This window comes from Streptomyces roseofulvus (genome assembly GCF_039534915.1).
Taxonomy (GTDB): Bacteria; Actinomycetota; Actinomycetes; order Streptomycetales; family Streptomycetaceae; genus Streptomyces; species Streptomyces roseofulvus.
Genome location: NZ_BAAAWE010000001.1, coordinates 1,993,885 through 2,012,074, shown reverse-complemented (window position 1 = coordinate 2,012,074; position 18,190 = coordinate 1,993,885). Strand labels below are relative to the sequence as shown.

At 71.9% G+C, this 18,190-nt stretch carries 17 protein-coding genes; 10 read left to right on the top strand and 7 right to left on the bottom strand.

Annotation, left to right across the window (positions count from 1 at the left end):
* Positions 1–20: 20 nt before the first annotated feature.
* Together ABFY03_RS09260 and ABFY03_RS09255 are read right to left on the bottom strand one after the other, a co-directional pair.
* Positions 21–1,412: a metallopeptidase TldD-related protein gene (locus ABFY03_RS09260; protein WP_319011021.1), complete on the bottom strand. Its 1,392-nt coding sequence runs from the start codon at positions 1,410–1,412 to the stop codon at positions 21–23.
* Between the two features lie 91 nt (positions 1,413–1,503).
* Positions 1,504–3,015, bottom strand: coding sequence for a TldD/PmbA family protein (locus tag ABFY03_RS09255; protein WP_386723542.1), 1,512 nt, complete (start codon positions 3,013–3,015; stop codon positions 1,504–1,506).
* Positions 3,016–3,222: 207 nt separating this feature from the next.
* On the opposite strand from ABFY03_RS09255, the gene fabG reads away from it, so the two are divergent.
* From fabG to ABFY03_RS09240, 3 genes are all read left to right on the top strand, one after another.
* Positions 3,223–3,942, top strand: coding sequence for a 3-oxoacyl-[acyl-carrier-protein] reductase (fabG, locus tag ABFY03_RS09250; RefSeq protein ID WP_031002960.1), 720 nt, complete (start codon positions 3,223–3,225; stop codon positions 3,940–3,942).
* Between the two features lie 2 nt (positions 3,943–3,944).
* Positions 3,945–4,721, top strand: coding sequence for an enoyl-ACP reductase FabI (fabI, locus tag ABFY03_RS09245; RefSeq protein ID WP_030492754.1), 777 nt, complete (start codon positions 3,945–3,947; stop codon positions 4,719–4,721).
* Between the two features lie 170 nt (positions 4,722–4,891).
* Positions 4,892–5,299, top strand: a complete 408-nt coding sequence (locus ABFY03_RS09240) for a hypothetical protein (protein ID WP_319011019.1) — start codon at positions 4,892–4,894, stop codon at positions 5,297–5,299.
* On the opposite strand, the gene ABFY03_RS09235 is transcribed toward ABFY03_RS09240, so the two are convergent.
* Complete coding sequence (locus tag ABFY03_RS09235; RefSeq protein WP_319011018.1) at positions 5,247–5,948, bottom strand: FadR/GntR family transcriptional regulator; 702 nt, start codon at positions 5,946–5,948, stop codon at positions 5,247–5,249. The genes ABFY03_RS09240 and ABFY03_RS09235 overlap by 53 nt on opposite strands.
* A 193-nt stretch (positions 5,949–6,141) precedes the next feature.
* Between ABFY03_RS09235 and ABFY03_RS09230 the strand changes: the two genes are divergently transcribed.
* The 4 genes from ABFY03_RS09230 to ABFY03_RS09215 all read left to right on the top strand — a co-directional run bounded on the left by ABFY03_RS09230 (position 6,142) and on the right by ABFY03_RS09215 (position 8,533).
* On the top strand, positions 6,142–7,452 hold the full coding sequence (locus tag ABFY03_RS09230; protein ID WP_346169659.1) for a CynX/NimT family MFS transporter: 1,311 nt from the start codon (positions 6,142–6,144) through the stop codon (positions 7,450–7,452).
* Positions 7,453–7,469: 17 nt separating this feature from the next.
* Positions 7,470–7,586, top strand: coding sequence for an SGM_5486 family transporter-associated protein (locus tag ABFY03_RS09225; protein ID WP_268983046.1), 117 nt, complete (start codon positions 7,470–7,472; stop codon positions 7,584–7,586).
* A 189-nt stretch (positions 7,587–7,775) separates the two neighbouring features.
* On the top strand, positions 7,776–7,979 hold the full coding sequence (locus tag ABFY03_RS09220; protein WP_319011016.1) for a hypothetical protein: 204 nt from the start codon (positions 7,776–7,778) through the stop codon (positions 7,977–7,979).
* 35 nt (positions 7,980–8,014) lie between these two features.
* Positions 8,015–8,533 (top strand): SixA phosphatase family protein, encoded by a 519-nt coding sequence (locus ABFY03_RS09215; protein WP_319011015.1) that lies wholly within the window; start codon positions 8,015–8,017, stop codon positions 8,531–8,533.
* A gap of 276 nt (positions 8,534–8,809) precedes the next feature.
* Here ABFY03_RS09215 and serB read toward each other — a convergent pair whose 3' ends face one another.
* Entirely contained in the window at positions 8,810–10,051 is a 1,242-nt protein-coding gene (gene serB / locus ABFY03_RS09210) for a phosphoserine phosphatase SerB (RefSeq protein ID WP_346169658.1), read from the bottom strand.
* Between the two features lie 219 nt (positions 10,052–10,270).
* Between serB and ABFY03_RS09205 the strand changes: the two genes are divergently transcribed.
* Positions 10,271–12,871, top strand: a complete 2,601-nt coding sequence (locus ABFY03_RS09205) for an FHA domain-containing protein (protein WP_319011013.1) — start codon at positions 10,271–10,273, stop codon at positions 12,869–12,871.
* Positions 12,872–12,943: 72 nt separating this feature from the next.
* On the opposite strand, the gene ABFY03_RS09200 is transcribed toward ABFY03_RS09205, so the two are convergent.
* The 3 genes from ABFY03_RS09200 to ABFY03_RS09190 form a co-directional block, all read right to left on the bottom strand.
* The gene (locus ABFY03_RS09200) at positions 12,944–13,732 is read right to left on the bottom strand and encodes a transglycosylase SLT domain-containing protein (protein WP_319011012.1); all 789 of its coding nucleotides are present in this window, start codon (positions 13,730–13,732) and stop codon (positions 12,944–12,946) included.
* 519 nt (positions 13,733–14,251) lie between these two features.
* On the bottom strand, positions 14,252–15,310 hold the full coding sequence (locus ABFY03_RS09195) for an IS630 family transposase (RefSeq protein ID WP_346169657.1): 1,059 nt from the start codon (positions 15,308–15,310) through the stop codon (positions 14,252–14,254).
* 2 nt (positions 15,311–15,312) lie between these two features.
* On the bottom strand, positions 15,313–16,062 hold the full coding sequence (locus ABFY03_RS09190; RefSeq protein WP_346169656.1) for a transposase family protein: 750 nt from the start codon (positions 16,060–16,062) through the stop codon (positions 15,313–15,315).
* A 277-nt stretch (positions 16,063–16,339) separates the two neighbouring features.
* Between ABFY03_RS09190 and ABFY03_RS09185 the strand changes: the two genes are divergently transcribed.
* The gene (locus ABFY03_RS09185) at positions 16,340–17,485 is read left to right on the top strand and encodes a GAF domain-containing sensor histidine kinase (RefSeq protein ID WP_319011011.1); all 1,146 of its coding nucleotides are present in this window, start codon (positions 16,340–16,342) and stop codon (positions 17,483–17,485) included.
* Positions 17,478–18,122, top strand: coding sequence for a response regulator transcription factor (locus ABFY03_RS09180; RefSeq protein WP_319011010.1), 645 nt, complete (start codon positions 17,478–17,480; stop codon positions 18,120–18,122). Before ABFY03_RS09185 ends, ABFY03_RS09180 begins: the two co-directional genes overlap by 8 nt.
* Positions 18,123–18,190 lie beyond the last annotated feature (68 nt).

Genomic DNA, 18,190 nt, shown 5'->3' with positions numbered 1-18,190 from the left:
GACAGCCCAGTCTAGGCGGGTCAGACGCCCTTGCTGACCGAGCTCATGTTGAAGTCGGGCACCCGCAGGGCGGGCATCGCGGCCCGGGTGAACCAGTCGCTCCACTCGCGCGGCAGCGTCCGCTCCGTCCGGCCCGCCTCGGTGGCCCGCGACAGCAGGTCCACCGGCGACTCGTTGAACCGGAAGTTGTTGACCTCGCCGACCACCTCGCCGTTCTCGACGAGGTAGACGCCGTCCCGGGTCAGCCCGGTGAGCAGCAGCGTCGCCGGATCCACCTCGCGGATGTACCAGAGGCAGGTCAGCAGCAGCCCGCGCTCGGTGGCGGCCACCATCTCCTCCAGGGAGCGCTCGCCGCCGCCGTCCAGGATCAGGTTCCCCACCCCGGCGGCCACCGGCAGGCCGGTGAGGGCCGCGGTGTGCCGGGTGGTGATCAGACGGTCGAGCGCGCCGGCCCGGATCCACTCCACCGGGCCGACCGGCAGACCGTTGTCGAAGACCGACTCGTCGTCGCCGGAGGCGTGCGCGATCACGAAGGGCGCCGACTCCAGGCCCGGCTCGTTCGGGTCGCTGCGCAGGGTCAGCGGCAGCGGCGAGAGGGTCTCGCCGAGCCGGGTGCCGCCACCGGGCCGGGAGAAGACCGTACGGCCCTCCACCGCGTCCCGGGCGGTCGAGGACCACATCTGGTAGATCAGCAGGTCGGCCACGGCGGTCGGCGGCAGCAGCGTCTCGTACCGCCCGGCCGGCAGCTCGATCCGCCGCTCGGCCCAGCCCAGCCGGACGGCCAGCTCGGCGTCGAGCGCCGCCGGGTCCACGTCCTTGAAGTCCCGGGTGGAGCGGCCCGCCCAGGCGGAGCGGGACCTGTCGGGGGACTTGGCGTTGAGCTCCAGGGTGCCGTTGGGCTGGTCGTGCCGCAGCCGCAGCCCGGTCGACGTGCCCAGGTAGGTGGAGGTCAGCTCGTGGTTGGCGAAGCCGTACAGCTCCCGGCCGCCGGCCCGCGCGCGGGCGAACGCCTCGCCGAGCGCCGGCGCGAAGTCGGCGAAGACGGCGGAGGAGGTCTCGGCGGGCGCGTCGGTGAAGTCGGGGGAGGAGGGCACGCCCGTGACCAGCGGCTGCGCGTCCTCGGCGGGCCCGGCCGCCCGCGCCGCCGCCTCGGCGGCCCGCACCAGCGGCTCCAGGTCCTCCGCGGTCACCGCGGACCGGGAGACGACCCCGGAGGCGGTGCCCTCGGAGCCGTCGACGGTCGCGATGACCGTGAGGGTACGGCCCCGGGTCACGCCGTTGGTGGTGAGCGCGTTGCCCGCCCAGCGCAGGTTGGCCGAGGACTCCTCGTCCGCGATGACGACACACCCGTCCGCGCGGGACAGCTCCAGCGCCCGCTCGACGATCTCGTACGGCTTGCTGACGCGGCTCATCGACCGGCCTCCTGCGTCGTGTTCAGACTGTGCTTTCCCGGGGGACGACCCCCGGACCCCCAGCAGAGGGTCCCGTGCGTCACGGACGTGCTCATCGACCGGCCTCCTGCGTCGTGTTCAGAATGTTGACGCCCCGGAAGAGGGCGGAGGGGCAGCCGTGCGAGACGGCGGCGACCTGGCCCGGCTGGGCCTTGCCGCAGTTGAAGGCGCCGCCGAGGACGTACGTCTGCGGGCCGCCGACCTGCTCCATCGAGCCCCAGAACTCGGTGGTGGTGGCCTGGTACGCCACGTCCCGCAGCTGCCCGGCCAGCCGGCCGTTCTCGATGCGGAAGAAGCGCTGCCCGGTGAACTGGAAGTTGTACCGCTGCATGTCGATCGACCAGGACCGGTCGCCGACCACGTAGATGCCGCGCTCCACGCCGCCGATCAGGTCCTCCGTCGACAGGCCGCCCGGATCGGGCCGGAGCGACACGTTCGCCATCCGCTGCACCGGCACGTGCGCGGGGGAGTCCGCGAACGCGCAGCCGTTGGACCGCCCCAGGTCGGTGAGCTTCGCGATCCGCCGGTCCGTCTGGTAGCCGACGAGCGTGCCGTCCTTCACCAGGTCCCAGGACTGCGCCTCGACGCCCTCGTCGTCGTACCCGATCGTCGCCAGCCCGTGCTCGGCCGTGCGGTCACCGGTCACGTTCATCACCGAGGAGCCGTACGCCAGCTTGCCCAGCTGGTCGAAGGTGGCGAAGGAGGTGCCCGCGTAGGCCGCCTCGTACCCCAGCGCCCGGTCCAGCTCGGTGGCGTGGCCGATCGACTCGTGGATCGTCAGCCACAGGTTGGACGGGTCGACGACCAGGTCGTACCGGCCCGCCTCGACGCTCGGCGCCCGCATCTTCTCGGCGAGCAGCTCCGGGATCTCCTCCAGCTCCCCGTCCCAGTCCCAGCCGGTGCCGGTCAGGTACTCCCAGCCCCGCCCGACCGGCGGCGCGATCGTCCGCATCGAGTCGAACTCGCCGGTCGTGCCGTCCACCGCGGTCGCGGTGAGCTGCGGGTGGAGCCGCACCCGCTGCTGGGTGGTGACGGTGCCCGCCGTGTCCGCGTAGAACTTGTTCTCGAAGACCGTGAGCAGCGAGGCGTCCACGTGCGCCACCCCGTCGGCCCGCAGCAGCCGCGCCGACCAGTCGGCGAGCAGCGCGCTCTTCTCCTCGGCCGGCACCGAGAACGGGTCGATCTCGTACGAGGAGATCCACACCTTGTCCGCGTGCACCGGCTCCGGCGCCAGCTCCACCCTCTCGTCCGACCCGGCCGCCGCGATCACCCGGGCCGACAGCTGCGCCATGGCCACGGCCTGCGAGGCGACCCGCGCCGCCCCGTCCATGGTCAGGTCGACCCCGGAGGCGAAGCCCCAGGCGCCGCCGTGCACCACCCGCACCGCGTATCCGAGGTCGGTGGTGTCCGAGGATCCGGCCGGCTTGGCGTCCCGCAGCCGCCAGGCGGCGGACCGCACCCGTTCGAGCCGGAAGTCGGCATGCTCGGCGCCGAGCGCCCGCGCCCGCGCGAGCGCCGCGTCGGCGAGCGCCCTCAGCGGCAGGGCCGTGAAGGCCGGATCGATGGAATGGGCCTCAGTTGGCACAGCTGTCTCCTGTCGTGTGCGACCGGTCGTCCCGATCATGTCGCGCTTTGGGTCGGGATGCCCAGGGATTTCTGTAGGGACCCGACAGTGACATCCGTACGCCACTGTCAGGGCCCGATTCCGCGGATCGATGGACGGACCGATAGGTTTTCGAGGTACCAGACCGCTGATCGAAAGGGTGATCCGTTGAGCCGCTCGGTTCTCGTCACCGGAGGAAACCGGGGCATCGGCCTCGCCATCGCCCGCGCGTTCGCCGAGGCGGGCGACAAGGTCGCGTACACCTACCGGTCGGGCGAGCCGCCGGCCGAGCTCGCCGAACTGGGCTGCCTGGCCGTCCGGTGCGACATCACCGACGGCGAGCAGGTGGAGCAGGCGTACAAGGAGATCGAGGAGAAGCACGGCCCGGTCGAGGTCCTCGTGGCCAACGCCGGCGTGACGAAGGACCAGCTCCTCATGCGCATGTCCGAGGAGGACTTCACGTCCGTCCTCGACACCAACCTCACCGGCACCTTCCGGGTCGTGAAGCGCGCCAACCGCGGCATGCTGCGCGCCAAGAAGGGCCGCGTCGTCCTGATCTCCTCGGTCGTCGGTCTGCTCGGCTCCGCGGGCCAGGCCAACTACGCCGCCTCCAAGGCCGGCCTGGTGGGCTTCGCCCGCTCGCTCGCCCGTGAGCTCGGCTCGCGGAACATCACCTTCAACGTCGTCGCGCCCGGCTTCGTCGACACCGACATGACCGCCGTGCTCACCGACGAGCAGCGCGCGGGCATCGTGTCGCAGGTCCCGCTCGGCCGCTACGCGCAGCCGGCGGAGATCGCCGCGACCGTGCGGTTCCTCGCCTCCGACGACGCCTCGTACATCACTGGAGCCGTCATCCCGGTTGACGGCGGACTGGGAATGGGTCACTGATCATGGCTGGAATCCTCGAGGGCAAGAAGATCCTCATCACCGGTGTGCTGATGGAGTCCTCCATCGCCTTCCACGCCGCGAAGCTGGCCCAGGAGCAGGGCGCGGAGATCATCCTCACCGCCTGGCCCCGGCCGACGCTGACCGAGCGCATCGCCAAGAAGCTGCCCCAGCCCGAGAAGGTCAAGGTCCTGGAGCTCGACGTCTCCAACGACGAGCACCTCGCCCGGCTGGAGGGCCAGGTCCGCGAGCACCTCGGCGACCGCATCGACGGCGTCGTGCACTCCATCGGCTTCGCCCCGCAGGACGCGCTCGGCGGCAACTTCCTCAACACGCCGTTCGAGTCCGTCTCCACCGCCATGCACGTCTCGGCCTTCTCCCTGAAGTCCCTGACCATGGCGCTGCTGCCGCTGATGAGCGAGGGCGGCTCGGTCGTCGGCCTCACCTTCGACGCCAAGTTCGCCTGGCCGCAGTACGACTGGATGGGCCCGGCCAAGGCCGCCCTGGAGGCCACCAGCCGCTACATGGCCCGTGACCTGGGCAAGCAGAACATCCGCTGCAACCTGGTCTCCGCCGGCCCGCTCGGCTCCATGGCCGCGAAGTCCATCCCGGGCTTCGGCGAGCTGGCGAAGGTCTGGGACAGCCGCTCCCCGCTGGAGTGGGACCTCTCCGACCCGGAGCCGGCCGGCCGCGCCATCGTCGCGCTGCTCTCCGACTGGTTCCCGAAGACCACCGGCGAGATCGTCCACGTCGACGGCGGTCTGCACGCGATCGGCGCCTGACCGCCCGCGTACCGTTCCGGCCGGGGCCGGGCCCGCGTCCTCCAGGGGACCGCGGGCCCGGCCCCGGCCGTTTTCCGGGGTCCCGGGCCCCCGACTCGAAAAGTCCGGCGGATCACCGCAGACTGGTCGGAGCGTGTCGTTCCGGCTACTCACGGGGAGGAGGTACGGGTATGCGCGCGCTCCACCGCGGCTTCGCCGCCTATGCCTCGGTCGCCGCCCTGCTTCTCGGCACCGCCGTCGCCGCGGAGGTCCACGCGGCCCCCGCCCCCGCCGAGGAACCCGCCGCGGCCGCTCCGGCCGACGACGGCCCGGAGAGCTTCGAGGCCTCCTGCCACACGGTCGTCGAGGGCAGCCGCGTCGCCGCCCACTGCCGGAACCCCTATCCGCGGACCGACCGGATACGGCTGCACGTCGAGTGCGACCGCTGGTGGGACCTGGACACCGACAGCGCGCCCGTGGACGTCGCCCCCGCCGACCACGCGACCCTCACGGCCCGCTGCTGGAAGGAGGTCCGCTCCGCGTGGGTCACCCACGAACCGGCGGCGGATCCTGCTCCTTCCGGCCGCCCAGGCACATGAACGGATAGCCGGCCGCCTCCTCCGCCGCCCGTTCCGCGTCCCCGCTCCGGATCGCGTCCACCAGACGCGCGTGGTCCATGTGGTTCTCCGGGCGCAGCACCTGCCCCACGTCGTCGCGCAGCCACTCCCGCAGGAGATCGCCCAGGTCCGCGTAGAGCTCGGTCAGCACCTCGTTGCCGGACGCCGCCACCACCGCGTGGTGGAAGGCCGAGTCCACCGTCACGAACCGCTCCGCGTCGCCCGACTCCCACGCCTCCTCGCGCCGGACCAGCAGCGCGTCCAGCTGCTTGAGGTCCCGCTCCGAGCGGCGCAGCGCCGCGAACCGCGCGGCGGCCGACTCCAGCGTGGAACGCAGCTCCGCCACGTGCCGCGGATCGGAGCCCGCGAACCGCCGGTGCATGACGCCGGCCAGCTCGCTCGTCGCGGCCACATAGGTGCCGGAGCCCTGCCGGATGTCGAGCAGCCCGTTGTGGGCGAGGGCGCGGACCGCCTCGCGGACCGTGTTGCGGGCCACGCCCAGCTGCTCGACCAGCTCGGGCTCGGTCGGGATCCGGGAGCCGACCGGCCACTCGCCGGAGGTGATCTGGTTCCGCAGCTCGGCGATCACCTGGTCGGTCAGACCGGTGCGCCGGGGGTGCCCGAGGGCCATGGAGACTCGCCTTCCGATGGGGGAGCGGGGGTGGGGTGCGCGGCGGGGGCCGGGATGCGCGGGTGGGTGGAGGGTGGAGCGGGCTTGGGTCGAGACTGGACGGTTCGAAATCGGACGGTTCGAGACCGGACGGTTCGAGACTGGACGGTTCGAGATTGGACAACCAATCATCCCATGATTCTATGATGGTTCCATGTCAGACGAGCCGAAGACCCTCGACCCCGCGTCCGCCACCCGGCCGGCCCCCGCCCCCGCACACCCCCTGCCGGCCCCGGACGGCGCCCGCGCCGGCCGCTGGACCCTCGGCCTCGTCTCCGTCGGACTCGTCCTCGCCGCGCTCAACCTGCGCCCCGCGATCACCAGCCTCGGCGCCCTCCTCGAAGAGGTCAGCGCGGGACTCCACATGAGCGGCACCGTGGCCGGCGTCCTCACCTCCGTACCGCCGCTCTGCTTCGCGATCTTCGGCATCACCGCACCGCGCCTGGCCCGACGCTTCGGCCCCGCCGCCGTCGTCTGCGCCGGCATGGCCGCCATCCTCACCGGCCTGCTGCTCCGCCCCCTCGCGGGCGGCACCGCCGTCTTCCTCGCCGCCAGCGCCCTCGCCCTCATGGGCATCGCCGTCAGCAACGTCCTCATGCCGGTGATCGTCAAGCGGTACTTCCCCGACCGCATCGGCAGCATGACCGGGCTGTACTCGATGGCCCTGGCGCTCGGCACCTCGCTCGCCGCCGCCCTGACCGTGCCCATGACCGACGCCCTCGACGGCGACTGGCGCCTCGGCCTCGGCGTCTGGGCGGTCCTCGCCGCCCTCGCCGTCCTGCCCTGGCTGCCGCTCGTCAAGGACCGCACCGGCACCCCGCGCACGGAGCCGGCCGCCCCGGCCGCCACCCGGGAGGCCCCGTCCGCCGCCGGGACCGCCGCCCCGCGCCCGATGTACCGCAGCCGCACCGCCTGGGCCCTCGCCTGCTTCTTCGGTCTCCAGGCCACCGGCGCGTACATCACCATGGGCTGGATGCCGCAGATCTTCCGCGACGCCGGCGTCCCCGCCTCCACCGCGGGCGTCCTGCTCGCGGTCACCATGGTCATGGGCGTCCCGCTCGCCTTCGTCATCCCGCGCCTCGCCACCCGCCTGCGCCACCAGGGCCCGATCGTCGTCGCCCTCGGCACCTGCGGCCTCGCCGGCTACACTGGCCTCCTCCTCGCCCCCGCCGCCGGCGCCTGGGTCTGGGCGGTGCTCCTCGGCATCTCCAACTGCGCCTTCCCGCTCGCCCTCACCATGATCGGCCTGCGCTCGCGCACCGGCGCCGGAGTCGTCCGCCTCTCCGCCTTCGCCCAGTGCGTCGGCTATCTGATCTCCATCCCGGGTCCCCTCCTCGTCGGCGTGCTCTACCAGCACAGCGGCGGCTGGGGCCTGCCGATCGCCCTCATGGGCGGGCTCATGGTTCCCCAGATGATCGTGGGCACCCTCGCCGGACGGGACCGGACGGTCGAGGACGAGTCCTGAGATGCGAGACTGGGCCCATGCCCGTTCTCGAACCCAATCCCCAGGGCGGCCAGAAGAAGCTGCTCGTCGTGCTCGGCGCGATGCTCGGCATCACGGTCGTCATCGCCGTCATCGCCTCGTTCGCCTCCCCCTGACCGGGCCCCGCCCCGGCCGGGGCTAGGGACAACCCCCGGCGTCCCCTAGGGGAAAGGCCAGGGGCGAGTGGGTGGATCACCGGATGGGCCACGGCCCCCGCGCTCCCTACGGTGGAGACACACCGCGGTTCCGCGGCACCCACCTCCCCCGAGGACCACGTCCCGGGGGTACCCACCACGGAGGCGGCCATGGCGGCCCTCACCCGCACCTGCGACCGGACCACGCCCACCGGCGTCGACACCCGGCTGCCCTGGTGGGCCCTCGCCCTCCCGGTCGCCGCCTTCACCGTCCTCCTGCTGCTCGTCACCGGGCCCGCCGAGGCCGCCGCGGCGGGCGGGGACGACGGGATCGGGAGGTTCCTCCAGCTGATCGGGCAAACCCTCGCTCTCTGAGTCAGGACGGGCGGATCCGTGCCAAGCTGTGGACCATGAGCGTCGAATCAACCCGCAGGATCGTGCTGCTCCGGCACGCGAAGGCAGACTGGGGCCAGGAGACCGACCACGAGCGCCCGCTCGCCGAGCGCGGCCGCAAGGACGCCCCCGTGGCCGGCCGCAGACTCGCCCGGTCCGGCATCCGCTTCGACCTGGCCCTCTGCTCGACCGCCGCCCGCACCCGCGAGACGTGGAAGCTCGCCGTCCACGAGCTGCCCGAGCGCCCGAGGACGGTCTACGAGGAGCGGATCTACGAGGCGTCGCTCGGCGAGCTCATCGCCCTGCTCAACGAGATCCCGGAAGACGTGTCCGACGTCATCGTCATCGGCCACAACCCCGGTATGCACGCCCTGGCCGACGCCCTCGCCGGCGACGCCGAGGGCGATGCCCACGCCCGCATGAACCGCAGCGGCTACCCGACCGCCGCCTACGCCGTCCTCACCTTCACGGGCACCTGGAAATCCGTCGAGCACGGCGTGGCCCGCCTCGAAGACTTCTGGACCCCCCACGACTGACCCCCGTCCCGCCGCCGCGCCCCCCGCGCGGCGGCCCGTACGCCGCGCCCGCGGACCCGTACGCCGCCGGACCCCGTAAGAGATCAGGCGCGGGGCCCGATCGACCGCCTCACCCGCGTCGGCACGCCCACGCGGCCATCGCCCGCCCGGGAAGGGCACCCCGGGCCCGGGTACCTCGTACGACCCCACCGCCCCGCACCGCGCGCACGCCAAAGGGGCCCGGCCGTCACGAGGACGGCCGGGCCCCTGTGCGTACCGACGGCGGCGGACCGGGCGTCAGTGCTCCCGCGGGTCCTCGCCGACGTCCGCCGCCTCGACCTCCTCGCGGGTGATCCCCAGCAGGTACAGCACCGTGTCCAGGAACGGCACGTTCACCGCCGTGTGGGCCGCCTCGCGCACCACCGGCTTGGCGTTGAACGCCACCCCGAGCCCCGCCGCGTTCAGCATGTCCAGGTCGTTGGCGCCGTCGCCGATCGCCACCGTCTGCGCCAGCGGCACCCCCGCCTCCGCCGCGAACCGGCGCAGCAGCCGCGCCTTGCCCGCCCGGTCCACGATCTCGCCCGTCACCCGGCCGGTCAGCTTCCCGTCCACGATCTCCAGGGTGTTGGCCTGGGCGAAGTCCAGCCCGAGCCGCTCCTTCAGATCGTCGGTGACCTGCGTGAAGCCACCCGAGACCACGCCCACCTGGTAGCCGAGCCGCTTCAGCGTACGGATCAGGGTCCGCGCGCCCGGCGTGAGCCGCACCTCGGACCGCACCTTGTCCACCACCGACGCGTCCAGGCCCTCCAGCAGCGCCACGCGCGCGTGGAGCGACTGCTCGAAGTCCAGCTCGCCCCGCATCGCCGCCGCCGTCACCTCGGCGACCTGCTCCTCGCACCCCGCGTGCGCCGCGAAGAGCTCGATGACCTCGTCCTGGATCAGCGTCGAGTCCACGTCCATGACGACCAGCCGCTGTGCCCGCCGGTGCAGCCCGGCCGAGACCACGGCCACGTCCACGCCGATCGTGTGCGCCTCGGTGGCCAGCGCCGTCCGCAGCGTCTCCGTCGCACAGCCCGAGACCGCGAACTCGACCGCCGTCACCGGGTACTTCGCCAGCCGGAAGATACGGTCGATGTTGCCGCCCGAACCGGCGATCCTGGCCGTTATGGCCGCCGTCTGCTCGGCCGTCAGCGGGTGCCCCAGCACCGTCACGTGCGAGCGGCCCTCACCGCGCGGCCGGTTGTCACCGGTGCCCGAGATGATCTCGGCCTGGAGCTTCAGGGACTCGGCCCAGCTGTGCACGGTGGCGCGCAGCTCGCCCTGGGTGGCGACGGTCGGCTCGGTGACCAGCGCGCACAGCACGAGCCGGCCGCGCGAGACGACCTGCTCGATGTCGACGACGTCCACGGAGAAGGCGGCCAGGGTGTCGAAGAGACCGGCGGTGATACCGGGCCGGTCCTTTCCGAAGATCTTGACGAGAAGGGTGGGCACGTCCGCGGCGGGAACGGCGGGAACGTCCGGTGTCTGCGATGCGCTCATGGTGCTTCCACCGTATCGGGCACCCGGTGCCACCCGACGCCCCGTCCCGCGTACCGGACACCCGACCGGACCAGCCCCGCACGGACGGCCCCGACCGCCCTCCCCGGGGTCTTCACGCCGCCCGACTTTCGGATCGGGGACCCGGCCTGAAATAGTTCCCCAGGATGATTCGCCATCCCTAGGGCCCCCGCGCGACGGGGGTGCATCGGGGGACACACAGTGGGGCATGGAGTGCCAGAACTCGTACTCGAACTCAACGGCAGGACCTGGACGCTGGAGCCGTCCCGGTCGTACACCCTGGGCCGGGACCCCCAGGGGGACCTGGTCATCGACGACGCCAGGGTCTCGTGGCGGCACGCCACGATCAGCTGGAACGGCCGGAGCTGGGCCATCGAGGACCACGGCTCCACCAACGGCACCTTCGTCGCCGGGCAGCGGCTCCAGCAGCTGGAGATCGGCCCCGGCACCGCCGTCCACCTCGGCAACCCGACGGACGGCCCGCGCCTGAACCTCTCCGCCGCGCACGCCGGACAGGCCGCGCACGCCGGACAGCAGGCCCACGCCGGATACCAGGCCGACGCCGGACAGCAGGGCGTCGCCCCGGCCCACCACGTGCAGCAGCAGGCCGGACCGCAGGCCGAGTGGGCCACCCACGACGCCGCGCCGCCCCAGCACGGCGGCTGGCAGCAGCCCGCCCCGCAGCACGGCGGCCACGTCCCGCCGCAGGTGCCCCACCAGGGCGGCGGCCCGGTCGAGCAGCTCGCCCAGAAGACCAACGGCGCCGCGGGGGCGTCGTCGGCCTACTCCGACCGCAGCCCGACCACCTTCCACCAGCTCGCCCTCGGGCACGTGATGCGCATCGGCCGTGCGCTCGAGAACGAACTGGTCGTCTCCGACCTCCAGGTCTCGCGCCACCACGCCGAGTTCCACGCCACGCCCGACGGCCGCATGGAGATCCGAGACCTCGGCTCGCACAACGGCACCTACGTCAACGGCCAGCCGATCCCCAAGGGCGGCAGCGCGCTCCTCGGCCCGCAGGACATCGTCGGCGTCGGCCACTCCACCTTCCGGATCGTCGGCGGCCAGCTCGAGGAGTTCGTCGACACCGGCTCGGTCTCCTTCTCGGCCCGCCACCTCACCGTCACCGTCGACGGCGGCAAGCAGATCCTCAAGGACGTCTCCTTCGGCGTCCCCGAGAAGTCGCTCATCGGCGTCATCGGCCCCTCCGGCTCCGGCAAGTCGACCCTCCTCAAGGCGCTCACCGGCTACCGGCCCGCCAACGAGGGCGACGTCCTCTACGACAACCGCAGCCTCTACAAGCAGTTCGCCGAGCTGCGCCAGCGCATCGGCCTGGTCCCGCAGGACGACATCCTGCACAAGGAGCTGACCGTCCAGAAGGCGCTCCGGTACGCCGCCAAGCTCCGCTTCCCCGGCGACACCGCGACCGCCGAGCGCGAGGCCCGCATCGACGAGGTGCTGCGCGAGCTCAAGCTCGACATCCACAAGGAGAAGAAGGTCACCTCCCTCTCCGGCGGCCAGCGCAAGCGCGTCTCGGTCGCCCTGGAGCTGCTGACCAAGCCGTCGCTGATCTTCCTGGACGAGCCGACCTCCGGCCTCGACCCGGGCATGGACCGCGACGTCATGCAGCTGCTCCGCGGCCTCGCCGACGACGGCCGCACGGTCCTCGTCGTCACCCACTCCGTCGCCGAGCTGGCCCTCTGCGACAAGCTCCTGGTGATGGCGCCCGGCGGCTCCGTGGCGTACTTCGGCCCGCCGGACGAGGCGCTGAACTTCTTCGGCTACTCCTCGTGGGCCGACGTCTTCTCCGCCTTCGAGAACTACCGCGACTACGACTGGGCCGGCCGCTGGAAGGGCTCGCAGCACTACCAGCTGTACGCCGCCGACATCGACGCCGTCGCCGCCCAGCCCGTCCACATGCCGCAGCAGGCGATGTCCCGCCCGCCCAAGCCGCAGGGCTGGGGCTCCCAGCTGTGGACCCTGATCCGCCGCTACACCTCGGTCATCGCCTCCGACAAGGGCTTCCTCGCCCTGATGGTGATCCTCCCGGCGGTCATCGGCTCGGTCTCCGTCGTCATCCCCGCCGACTTCGGCCTCGCGCCGCCCACGCCGCCGGCCCGGTTCAACGGCGACGCCGGCATCATCATGCTGATCCTCACGGTCGGCATGTGCTTCTCCGGCGCGGCCAACTCGGTCCGAGAGCTGATCAAGGAACGGGTCATCTACGAACGGGAGCGCGCCACCGGCCTCTCCCGCTCCGCCTACCTGATGTCCAAGGTGATCGTCCTCGGCGTGATCACGGCCTTCCAGGGCGTCATCCTCTGCGCCATCGGCTTCGCGATCCGCGACCTGCCCGCCGAGGGCCTGCTCATGCCGCCCGCCGTCGAGCTGTGCCTCGTCGTCATCGCGCTCGGCCTCACCTCGATGATGGTCGGCCTGGTCATCTCCGCGCTCGTGAAGACCGCCGAGAAGACCATGCCGCTGCTGGTCATGTTCGCGATCGTCCAGGTCGTGTTCACCGGCATCCTCTTCAAGGTCTTCGGCTCGCCCGGCCTGGAGCAGTTCGCCTGGCTCATGCCGTCCCGCTGGGCCATCGCCGGCGCCGGCACCACGCTGGACCTCGCGCACCTCATGGCGCCGTGGGACCCGAAGAACCCCACCGACCTGGACCCCCTGTGGGAGCACAGCGTCGGCCAGTGGAGCGTCAACATCGGCGTCCTGCTCGTCATGACCACCGTCCTCGGCGTCCTGGTCGCGCGCCTGCTGCGCCGCCACGAGCCCGAGGTCATGCGCAGCAAGTAGCGGACCCGGAGCCCGACGCCCGGAGGGCGGCACCCCGCACGGGGTGCCGCCCTCCGGCGTCGCCGGGGCGACTCAGTACGCGCTGTTGACGTTGTCGATCGAGCCGTAACGGTCGGCCGCGTAGTTGGCGGCGGCGACGATGTTGGCGACCGGGTCGTACTGGTCGAACTTGGTGCCCGGCACGTGGTACGCCTTGAAGGTCGGGTAGATCACCTGGAGCAGACCCTTGGACGGGACGCCGTTGCGGGCGTTGATGTCCCAGTTGTTGATCGCGTACGGGTTGCCGCTGGACTCGCGCATGATGTTCTTGTGCAGGCCGTGGTACGAGCCCGGGATGTTGTGCTTGTCCATGATGTACAGCGCCTCGCGGATCCAGCCGTCGAGGTTGTTCGCGAAGACCGGCGTCCGGGTGACGGAGCGGCTCGCGGCCGTCTTCTGGGCGGCGCGCTTCTTCGCGGCGGCCTTCGCCTTGGCCTCGGCGGCCCGCTTCTTCGCGGCGGCCTCGGCCTTCGCCTTCGCGGCGGCCTTGGCCTTGGCGGCGGCCTTGGCCTTCGCGGCCTTCGCCTTGGCGGCGGCCTGCGCCTCGGCCTTCGCCTCGGCGTCCAGCTTGGCCTTCAGGCCGATGGCGGTGTGCTGGTCGGTCACGCTCGCGGCCAGCGCCTTCGCCTGCGGGCTGCTCGCGTCATAGGACCACGCGACCCGCTGGGTCGTGTTCAGGGCCTGGGGCTCGGTCTCCGTGGAGCCGTTGCCCGGCACGAGGGAGAGGGTGAGCGCGGCAGCGCCCAGGGCGGCGACGCCGGCGATCGTGGCCTTGTGGGTCTTCTTCAGACCACGACTGTGGCCAGGGGTGTTCTGAGACATGCAGGACTACCTCTTCGAATCGCTGGGGGTCGCTGGGCCGGGGCGGCGCTGCGCCTGCTCGGCGGCGACGGGGGCAATTCTTAGCGGCAGCAAAATCGCGTGGCAAAGGTGTGACGTACGATCCCGGGTAGTGGATCAGGGACCGGTGTACGCGCCCGGAACAAGCCCCCTGCCCCGATTCGCCCCGCCCCGAACCACCCCGAAACCCACCACTAGGCAGCTTCGTAAGTGACCTGCGTCCTATGCGCGGGCTCACACGGCCCGGCCGATAACCTCACTCCTGGTTGCGTCAGCAACGCACACGGTGACCCCCCTCCACCCCAGGGAGGACTCCCACCCCCTCGCCCCTCCTCCCCAAGTCCCCTCCACCCGCCCCGCGCCCCGCCCGAGCCCTCCGCCTCGCCCCGAGCGACCGCCCCGCGCCCCTCGCGTACGCGCGCGCGTGCTCCCTACACTCCGACGCTCCGCGGCCCGCGCCCCTCCGTGCGCCGTACCGACCCCAGGGACGGGTCCGACGACCTAGTGATCTGAGTCAGAGATTCGTCGGCAGTAGGCGGCGACCTTGTCGAGAATCTCGTCGGCGGTTTTCGTCCAGACGAAGGGCCTGGGGTGCTCGTTCCAGTCGGCGAGCCAGGCCCGGATGTCGCGTTCGAGGGCCTGGACGGAGCGGTGGACGCCGCGCTTGAGCTTCTTCTGCGTGAGTTCGGCGAACCACCGCTCGACCAGGTTCAGCCAGGACGCGCTGGTCGGCGTGAAATGCAGGTGGAACCGCGGATGGGCCAGCAGCCACTTCTTGATGTCGGGTGTCTTGTGCGTCGCGTAGTTGTCCAGGATCAGGTGAACCTGCAGATCAGCCGGGACTTCCTTGTCCAGCTTGGTCAGGAACTTCTTGAACTCCGCTGCCCGGTGGCGCCGGTGGAGGGAGCCGATGACCTTGCCGGTGGCTACTTCGAGCGCGGCGAACAGGGTCGTGGTGCCGGCCCGGACATAGTCGTGGCTGCGGCGTTCAGGAACACCAGGCACCATCGGCAGCACCGGCTGGGACCGGTCCAGGGCCTGGATCTGCGACTTCTCGTCCACGCAGAGCACCAGAGCCTTCTCCGGCGGATCGAGATACAGACCGACGACGTCGCGGACCTTGTCGATGAACAACGGATCGGTCGACAGCTTGAACGTCTGCGACCGGTGCGGCGCCAGCGCGAACGCCCGCCAGATCCGCGAGACCGTCGACTGGGACATGCCTGTCGCCGCGGCCATCGACCTCGTCGACCAGTGGGTCGCGTTCTTCGGGGTCTCCTCGAGCGTCTTGACGATCACCCGCTCGACGTCGGCATCGGTGATCTTCCTCGGGACGCCGGGCCTCGGGTCGTCGCACAAACCGTCCAAGCCGCGTTCGATGAACCGGCGCCGCCAGGTGCGGACCGTGTCCGGAGTGACCCGCAGCCGGCGGGACACCTCCATGATCGAGTGGCCTTCGGCGCACTCCAGCACGATCCGCGACCTCTGGGCCAGAGCCTGGGCCGTCGTCCGGCGACGCAACCAGCCTTCCAGCACCGCCCGCTGGGCGTCAGTGAGCATTTTCAGCGCTGACGTTCCAGGGTGAGGATGGCTGCGGCGATGGCGGTCATGCGGTTGGGACTGCAGCGGGCTTTGCGGAAGATTCGCCAGGACTTCAGTCTTGCGATGCTCCGTTCGACCGGTGCCCGCGCCGCGGACAGAGCCCGGTTGATCGTCCGCTGGGTCGTGGTCAGGTCCCGTTTCGGGAGCCGTCTGATCGGTGTGGTCACCCAGGGGCCGGCGCCGATGTAGGCGCGGTCGGCGAGGACGGGGATGCCCTGGCGTTCGCAGATCCGGATGATGCGGTGGGTGCGGGCGGCGGTCAGGTCGTGGGTGCGGCCGGGCAGTGCGGGTGAGATCCACAGCAGGTTGCCCGCGGGGTCGGCGACGACCTGCACGTTCACGCCGTGGCGGCGGTGCTTCTGGGAGAAGTCGGCCCGGCTGTCGCCGACCCGGTCGCACTCGGCGAGTGTCCCGTCGAGCAGGACGTGATCAGGATCGGCCTCCCGCAGAACCCGCAGCAGTCCGGGCGCCCGACCGGATAGGTGTTGGACGACGGCTTTGACGTAGGCGTGGGCGGTGCCGACGGATATGCCGAAGCCGGCCGCGATCTGCGCGAGCGTGTCGTGCCGCCGAAGATAGACCAGCCCCACGAGGGCACGCTGGTGGGGCGGCAGTTTGCAGCGGCGGTCACCCTCACGGGTGACGATGAGCATGGATACCCACTCGACCAGGGCGTGCGGCAGGTCGAGTGCGGCAGGATGGGGAACCAACAGGGCTCCTGTGCCGATGGGTTGAGACTTCGAACACCTCCCTCAACGGCGCGGGAGCCTTGTGCGTTGCGGTTCTCATCCTGACTCGGTCTGGGTCACTCGATCAGTGGCCCCTCTGAAAGAGCTCAGTGACCGACAACGGCGGAATCTTCGGACCAGGACGACTCATGCCCAACCAACGACGAATCTCCGACTCAGGTCACTAGGTCCCGCGACCCGGTCCGCCGCCGTCCACAGGCCCATACGGACCGTCACACCGCGCCGGTACGGTGAAGCCATGAGTCACCGATCGAGTTCCGGCCTCGCCGCCGTGAGCACCGCGCTGCTGGCGATGAGCCGGCAGATGGAGGTCCGCGACGTCCTCAAGACGATCGTGGCCTCCGCGCGCGAGCTGCTCGACGCCGAGTACGCGGCGCTCGGCGTCCCGGACGACCACGGCGGCTTCGCCCAGTTCGTCGTCGACGGCGTGAGCGACGAGCAGTGGAAGGCCATCGGCCCCCTGCCCCGGCAGCACGGCGTCCTCGCCGCGATGCTCCACAAGGCCGAGCCCGAGCGGCTCGCCGACGTCCGCGAGGACCCCCGCTTCGGCGGCTGGCCCGACGCCCATCCCGACCTCTCCGACTTCCTCGGCCTCCCCATCCGGGACGGCGACGAGACCCTGGGCGCCCTCTTCCTCGCCAACAAGCGCTGCCCCAAGCCCGAGGGCAGCTGCGGCTTCACCGCGGCGGACGAGGAGCTGCTCGGCATCCTGGCCCAGCACGCCGCCATCGCCCTCACCAACGCCCGCCTCTACGAGCGCAGCCGCGAGCTCACCATCGCCGAGGAGCGCTCCCGGCTCGCCCACGAGCTGCACGACGCCGTCAGCCAGAAGCTCTTCTCGCTCCGGCTCACCGCCCAGGCCGCCGCCGCCCTCGTCGACCGCGACCCGGTCCGCGCCAAGGGCGAGCTCCAGCAGGTCGCCGCGCTCGCCGCCGAGGCCGCCGACGAGCTGCGCGCCGCCGTCGTCGAGCTCCGCCCGGCGGCCCTCGACGAGGACGGCCTCGTCCACACCCTCCGTACCCAGGTCCAGGTCCTCGACCGCGCCCACACCGCCACGGTCGTCTTCGACAGCTCCGGCATCCGCGCCCTGCCCGCCGCCCAGGAGGAGGCCGTCCTCCGGGTGGCCCAGGAGGCCCTGCACAACGCACTGCGGCACGCCGAGGCGGCCCAGGTCGCCGTCACCCTCGCCCGCAGCGGCCAGGGCGCGCGGCTCACCGTCGCCGACGACGGCCGGGGCTTCGACCCGAGGGCGGTCCGCCGCGCCGGCCGTCACCTCGGCCTGGTGTCCATGCGCGACCGCGCCGCCGGAGTCGGCGGCGCCCTCACCGTGACCTCCGCCCCCGGCGAGGGCACCACGATCGAGATGGAGGTCCCCGGTGGCTGACAAGCCCATCCGCGTGCTCCTGGTCGACGACCACCAGGTCGTCCGCCGCGGCCTGCGCACCTTCCTGGAGGTCCAGGACGACATAGAGGTCGTCGGCGAGGCGGCCGACGGCGCCGAGGGCGTCGCCCGCGCCGAGGAGCTCCGCCCCGACGTCGTCCTCATGGACGTCAAGATGCCCGGTACCGACGGCATCGAGGCCCTCAAGCGGCTCCGTGCCCTCGCCAACCCGGCGAAGGTGCTCATCGTGACCAGCTTCACCGAGCAGCGCACCGTCGTCCCCGCCCTGCGGGCCGGCGCCTCCGGATACGTCTACAAGGACGTCGACCCCGACGCCCTCGCCGGCGCGATCCGCTCCGTCCACGCCGGCCACGTCCTGCTCCAGCCCGAGGTCGCCGGCGCGCTCCTCGCCCAGGATGAGCCCCAGGGCGGCACGGGCCGCGGCACCACGCTCACGGAGCGCGAGCGCGAGGTCCTCGGTCTGATCGCCGACGGCCGCTCCAACCGGGAGATCGCCCGCGCCCTGGTCCTCTCCGAGAAGACGGTGAAGACCCACGTCTCGAACATCCTGATGAAACTGGACCTGGCGGACCGCACCCAGGCGGCGCTCTGGGCGGTCCGCCACGGCCTCACCTCCTGAAACGCTCCGTTCACGCGCCGGGGCGCACGCCCGTTCAGAAGGTCATACCGTCGGGTGGACATCCCCCG

Bases quoted from the DNA above. Each gene is read 5' to 3' on its own strand.
- ABFY03_RS09260 (WP_319011021.1), bottom strand. From the start codon at position 1,412: ATGAGCCGCGTCAGCAAGCCGTACGAGATCGTCGAGCGGGCGCTGGAG.
- fabI (WP_030492754.1), top strand. From the start codon at position 3,945: ATGGCTGGAATCCTCGAGGGCAAGAAGATCCTCATCACCGGTGTGCTG.
- ABFY03_RS09240 (WP_319011019.1), top strand. From the start codon at position 4,892: ATGCGCGCGCTCCACCGCGGCTTCGCCGCCTATGCCTCGGTCGCCGCC.
- ABFY03_RS09235 (WP_319011018.1), bottom strand. From the start codon at position 5,948: ATGGCCCTCGGGCACCCCCGGCGCACCGGTCTGACCGACCAGGTGATC.
- ABFY03_RS09230 (WP_346169659.1), top strand. From the start codon at position 6,142: ATGTCAGACGAGCCGAAGACCCTCGACCCCGCGTCCGCCACCCGGCCG.
- ABFY03_RS09225 (WP_268983046.1), top strand. From the start codon at position 7,470: ATGCCCGTTCTCGAACCCAATCCCCAGGGCGGCCAGAAGAAGCTGCTC.
- ABFY03_RS09220 (WP_319011016.1), top strand. From the start codon at position 7,776: ATGGCGGCCCTCACCCGCACCTGCGACCGGACCACGCCCACCGGCGTC.
- ABFY03_RS09215 (WP_319011015.1), top strand. From the start codon at position 8,015: ATGAGCGTCGAATCAACCCGCAGGATCGTGCTGCTCCGGCACGCGAAG.
- serB (WP_346169658.1), bottom strand. From the start codon at position 10,051: ATGAGCGCATCGCAGACACCGGACGTTCCCGCCGTTCCCGCCGCGGAC.
- ABFY03_RS09200 (WP_319011012.1), bottom strand. From the start codon at position 13,732: ATGTCTCAGAACACCCCTGGCCACAGTCGTGGTCTGAAGAAGACCCAC.
- ABFY03_RS09195 (WP_346169657.1), bottom strand. From the start codon at position 15,310: ATGCTCACTGACGCCCAGCGGGCGGTGCTGGAAGGCTGGTTGCGTCGC.
- ABFY03_RS09185 (WP_319011011.1), top strand. From the start codon at position 16,340: ATGAGTCACCGATCGAGTTCCGGCCTCGCCGCCGTGAGCACCGCGCTG.